Raw genomic sequence first — 4,846 nt, forward strand, 5'->3', positions numbered from 1 at the left:
CACGCGTGCCAGCAGTTCGCCGACACCGAAAGGCTTGGTCAGGTAGTCGTCGGCACCGGCATCGAGGGCCGCGATCTTGTCGGCCTCCTCGGTGCGTGCCGAGAGCACGATGATCGGCACGCCCGACCAGCTACGTACATCGCCGATCAACGAGATGCCATCGCCATCCGGCAGGCCGAGATCGAGCACGACCAGGTCGGGTCGGCGCGTGCCGACGGCTGCGAGCCCGTCCCTCAGCGTGCCGACTTCGTGCACCTGCCAGCCTTCCGCCTCCAGCGCACCCCGCACGAAGCGGCGTATCTGTGGCTCGTCCTCGATCACGATGGCAACGGGGCTGGGCATGGCGGTCAGGCAGAAGAATCGACCGCCGGGGGCGGAGCGCGGCGTGGCAGGGTCACGCTGAATTCGGCACCGCCGTCCGGCGCATTGGCTGCAGTGATCTCGCCACCATGGGCGCTGACCACTGCCCTGCAGATCGCCAGGCCCAGGCCAACACCGGGCGTGGCCGATTCCGCTTGGCCACGGGTGAACTTGTCAAACAGCGTCTGCTCGCGACCCTTGAGCGTAGCGGGCAAACCCGGACCATGGTCGCGCACCGTCAATTCGAGTGCATTGGGCGTCGCACGCGCCCCGACCACAATGGGTGGCGCACCGTACTTCGCAGCGTTCTCGAGCAGGTTGACCAGCACGCGTTCGATCAGCACGGCATCGAACTCGACCAACGGCAGGTCCTCGGGCAACGCCGTCTGCACGACATGGTCTCCGAGCGCGGGCCGCGCCGCGCGGATGGCCGCGCCCACCACCTCTTCCGCCGACTGCCATTCACGTCGAAGATTGACGGCGCTGCCGCTTTCCAGCCGCGCCATGTCCAGCAGATTGCTGACCAGCGCATTCAGCTCGCGAGCCTGGGCCACGATGGCGCGCGCAGCCTCTGCGTGGGCGTGCGGCGGCGCCGCCTGCAGCGACTCGGCCAACGCGATCAGTGCCGTCAGTGGCGTGCGCACATCGTGCGAGATGGCGCCGAGAAGCGCATTGCGAAGTCGCTCCGATTCCATCTCGACCACCGCCTGCTGTGCCACGTCGACGTAGTGCACACGCTCCAACGCGATCGCGATCTGGCGCGCCAATGTCTCGAGCTGCTGGGCCTGCTCGGGGATCATCAGCCAGCGCGGCTGTGCGGGCTCGAGGGCGAGCACGCCTCGCACGCGCATCGGTGCCTTGAGTGGCACGTAGTGCCAGGGCTGCGCGGCCAACGTCGCGGTCGCGAGGCCGGCCGGCTGCCCTTGCCTGAACGTCCAGTCGGCCACGCTGGCGTCGAAGCCGCTCGGCGGGTCGGAAGGCATCACGAGCCGGTCCTTCGCATCCGTCACCAGCACCAGCGCGCGGCCGCCGAAATGGCCCTGCACCGCGGCCGCGCCGAGCTCGATCACCTGGGCGCTTTCAAGCGCGGCCGACAGCTCGCGCGTGAGCTCGAACAGCGACTGCGCCCGCCGCTCTCGGCTGGTCGACACGCCGACCGCAAAGCGCAGGCCTGCGGTGAGCTGACCGACCAGCAGGCCGACGCCGAGCATGACGGCGAAGGTCACGACGTACTGCACGTCGCTCACCGCAAAGGAGAAGCGCGGCGAAACGAAGAAGAAGTCGAAGGCGGCGACGTTGAGCATCGCGGCAAAGGCTGCAGGCCCGCGCCCGAAACGCACCGCCACGCCGACGCCGCCGAGCAGGAACAGCATCACGATGTTGGCCAGCTCAAGCACGCCCGACAACGGGGTGGCGATGAGCGTGACTGCCACGCTGCTGGCGGCGGCCCACGCATAGCCGGGCCAGCGCGCATGCGGGCGATCGGTGTCCTCCACTTCGGCATCGCCGCGTCGCCCGCTCGGGCGGGCCTGCGCAAGTCGCCGCGAGCTGTCGGCCCGCGCCACCTCGACGATGTCGAGCGCGGGCGCGCAGCGCGCCAGTTCGCGCGACAGGTCTGATGTCGGCCACCACCGGCGCCAGCCTTGTGCYGGTTCGGACCGCCCCACCACCAGCGTGGCGCAATTGAGCCGCTGCGCCTGCGCGGCGAGTTCCTCGGCGATGCGGGCCCCCGTCAGCACGGCCGTCACAGCGCCAAGTTCCTCCGCCAGCTTGAGCACCGCGAGGATGCTGTCGCGCTGCTGCGCGTTGAGACGCTGCAGGCGCGGCGTCTCGACGTAGGCCGCGTGCCAGCGCACGTTGAGCTGGCCGGACAGCCGCGCCGCGGTGCGCACGGTCTGGCTAGCGCCTTCGTGGGGCCCGACGCAGGCGAGCAGCGCGCCCGAGGTGTTCCAGGGCTGCGGCCCGGCATCGCCCTGCGGCCCCGATTGCTCCACGCGCCAGCCGCGCACATCGTCCTCCACGTGCTCGGCGGTTCGTCGCAGCGCGATCTCGCGCAGCGCGATCAGGTTGCCTTTGCGAAAGAAGTTCTGCGCCGCGCGTTCGGCTTGCTGGGGCAAATAGACCTTGCCGGCCGCGAGCCGTGACGTGAGTTCGTCGGGCGTGACGTCCACCAGCACGACTTCATCGGCCTCGTCGAGCACGGTGTCGGGCACGGTCTCCTGCACGCGCACGCCGGTGATGGCCCCGACGGTGCCGTTGAGGCTTTCCAGATGCTGGACGTTGACTGCCGACCAGACCTCGATGCCTGCAGCCTGCAGCTCCTGCACGTCCTTCCAGCGTTTGGCGTGCCGCGAGCCGGGGGCGTTGGAGTGCGCCAGTTCGTCGACCAGCAGCACGGCCGGCTTGCGCGCGAGCGCGGCATCGAGATCGAATTCGGACAGCGTGCGGCCGCGATAGGCGACCTCGCGCAAGGGAAGCGTTTCAAGTCCGGCCAGCAATGCCGCAGTCTCGCTGCGGCCGTGCGTCTCGACCACGCCGATCAGCACGTCGCGCCCGGCGGCATGCTCGCGCTGCGCGGCGCTCAGCATCGCCCAGGTCTTGCCGACACCCGCATTGGCACCGAAGTAGATGCGCAGCTTGCCGCGCTGGGCGCGTTCCTCGTCCGCCCGCAACTGGGCGAGCAGCGCGTCGGGGTCGGGGCGGCCCTCTGTGGGCGAATGAGGAAGACTGGACATTGGGTGGCTTCGATTACGCGCCGACGAGCCCGCCCAACATCCGTGTCCGACAGATCACCGCAGCGATGGTCGTAACGGTTGCGAATACCATGATCAATCGCCCTACGCGGAACGGGGGCCCTTGTGCGTATCGGACTGCACTCGGCGACGTGAGTGACCGGGCKTCGAGTGGCGCAACGGGTGTAGCTTCATCGGGGCGCTGCGCCCGGGAGCGTCGCCATGCACGTGGCGCTTGGTCGTCCAGCGCACGATCGCCCATGCAAGGCCCATCGGAATGAAAAGAGCCACCAACGCGCACAACGCGTACACGATGTCGGGAATCATCACTGTCTCCTTSGCGCTMCGCGCTGCCTCTCTGCGAGGGAACAAGCCTGCTGCAGCGGTCAGGTGGTCGCACATARACCATGGGCCTTCTCCGGATCAGGGTGAGGGTTGCGCGTCGAGCGCGAGATTGAGGGCCAGCACGTTGATGCGCGACTCGCCCAGGAATCCCCACAGCGGCGCCTCGATCTGGCGCTCCAGCAGGCCGGCCACCTGGTCCGGCGTCAGCCCGCGAGCGCGAGCCACGCGCGCCACCTGGTAGCGCGCCGCCGCTGGGCTGATGTGCGGATCGAGCCCGCTGGCCGAGGCCGTGACGAGGTCGACCGGCACCGGCTGCGTGTTAACCGGATCGGCCGCGCGCAAAGCTTCGATGCGGCTCTTGACCGCTTCGACCAGCGCCGGATTCAGCGGCCCCTGGTTGGCGCCGCCCGAGGCGGCCGCGTTGTAGGCCATCGGCGCGGTGGCCGACGGACGGCCCCAGAAATGCTTCGGATCGCTGAAGTTCTGGCCGATCAATGTGGAGCCGATCGGCGCACCGTCGCGCAGCACCAGGCTGCCCGCGGCCTGGGCCGGAAAGACCGACTGCGCGACACCGGTCGCCGCCAGCGGATAGACGATGCCCGTGAGGGCGCTCAGCAGTACGAACAGCACGAGCGCCGGACGAAGGATGTTTGTCATGATGATGCTTTCAGACCAGACCGACCGCGACCAGCAGCCAGTCGATCAGCTTGATGCCGATGAAGGGCACGACCAGGCCGCCGAGCCCGTAGATGGCCAGATTGCGCCGCAGCAGCGCAGCCGCGCCCACTGGCCGATAACGAACGCCCTTGAGCGCCAGCGGGATCAGAAACACGATCACCAGCGCATTGAAGATCACCGCCGAAAGAATCGCCGACGACGGGCTCGCAAGCCGCATGACGTTGAGCGCACCGAGCTGCGGATAGGTCGAAATGAAGATCGCCGGAATGATCGCGAAGTACTTCGCCACGTCGTTGGCGATCGAGAAGGTAGTGAGCGAGCCGCGCGTCATCAGCAGCGCCTTGCCCGTCTCCACCACCTCGAGCAGCTTGGTCGGGTTGGAGTCGAGGTCGACCATGTTGCCGGCCTCCTTCGCGGCCTGCGTGCCGCTGCCCATCGCCACCGCCACGTCGGCTTGCGCCAGCGCCGGCGCGTCGTTGGTGCCGTCGCCGGTCATGGCGATCAGACGGCCTTCGGCCTGGTATTTTCGGATCAGCACCAGCTTGTCCTCGGGCGTGGCYTCGGCCAGGAAATCGTCSACGCCGGCCTCGGCSGCGATSGCYGCSGCCGTSAGCTTGTTGTCGCCGGTGATCATCACGGTCTTGATGCCCATGCGGCGCAGTTCGCCGAAGCGCTCCTTGATGTCGGTCTTGACGATGTCCTTGAGCTCGACGATGCCGAGCACGCGGGCG

4 protein-coding genes are annotated in these 4,846 nt (G+C 68.5%); all 4 read right to left on the reverse strand.

Annotated elements, in window-relative coordinates:
* The coding region (locus tag AC1DY5_RS42215) for a response regulator (RefSeq protein WP_478120386.1) at window positions 1–342 on the reverse strand (342 nt) is incomplete at its 3' end.
* Window positions 343–347: 5 nt separating this feature from the next.
* The gene (locus tag AC1DY5_RS42220) at window positions 348–3,095 is read right to left on the reverse strand and encodes a DUF4118 domain-containing protein (RefSeq protein ID WP_478120387.1); all 2,748 of its coding nucleotides are present in this window, start codon (window positions 3,093–3,095) and stop codon (window positions 348–350) included.
* Between the two features lie 420 nt (window positions 3,096–3,515).
* Complete coding sequence (gene kdpC / locus AC1DY5_RS42225; protein ID WP_478120388.1) at window positions 3,516–4,094, reverse strand: potassium-transporting ATPase subunit KdpC; 579 nt, start codon at window positions 4,092–4,094, stop codon at window positions 3,516–3,518.
* 10 nt (window positions 4,095–4,104) lie between these two features.
* The coding region (locus tag AC1DY5_RS42230; RefSeq protein ID WP_478120389.1) for an HAD-IC family P-type ATPase at window positions 4,105–4,846 on the reverse strand (742 nt) is incomplete at its 5' end.

This window comes from Variovorax sp. P4_D9 (assembly GCF_056401695.1).

What these genes read in the sequence shown, in the direction of transcription:
- kdpC (WP_478120388.1), bottom strand. Translation starts at nt 4,094, where the DNA reads ATGACAAACATCCTTCGTCCGGCGCTCGTGCTGTTCGTACTGCTGAGC.